1 pseudogene is annotated in these 379 nt (G+C 52.2%); it reads right to left on the minus strand.

The window, feature by feature from the left end:
- Positions 1 to 379, minus strand: a pseudogene (locus tag PGX78_RS07520) (DNA translocase FtsK); the annotation flags it as partial.

Below are 379 nucleotides of genomic sequence, written 5' to 3' on the forward strand. Positions count from 1 at the left end.
GAAGTATACGCACCGGGTGCGTCCGTCGTAACAATTTTATGCTCTACGATGCCGTTGCCGGGTGCCTTGGGCATGACTTCATCTTCTTCAGGTGCGGGTACGTCTTCATCGTCCGGCACGGGTACGTCTCCTTGCGACTCCTCTTCATCACAAGGTGTTCCGTATTCATCCTCGAAGGAGTCATTATCTTCGGCACCGACTTGGTCCGTACGTTCCGACTCGACGTGTGACGAAGAACTTATAGACGGCGTTTCTATACCTTCCCCGTTATCTTCAGCCGCCCCTTCGGCAGTTACAGCTGTTGCCGCCCCTGCAATGCCTTCACCTAAAGCGTCTTTTTCCTGTTCAACGTCAAAAATTTTCCGTTCCTTGTGACGTT

Source organism: Megasphaera sp. AF13-6AC, from assembly GCF_027685385.1.
GTDB lineage: Bacteria > Bacillota > Negativicutes > Veillonellales > Megasphaeraceae > Megasphaera > Megasphaera micronuciformis.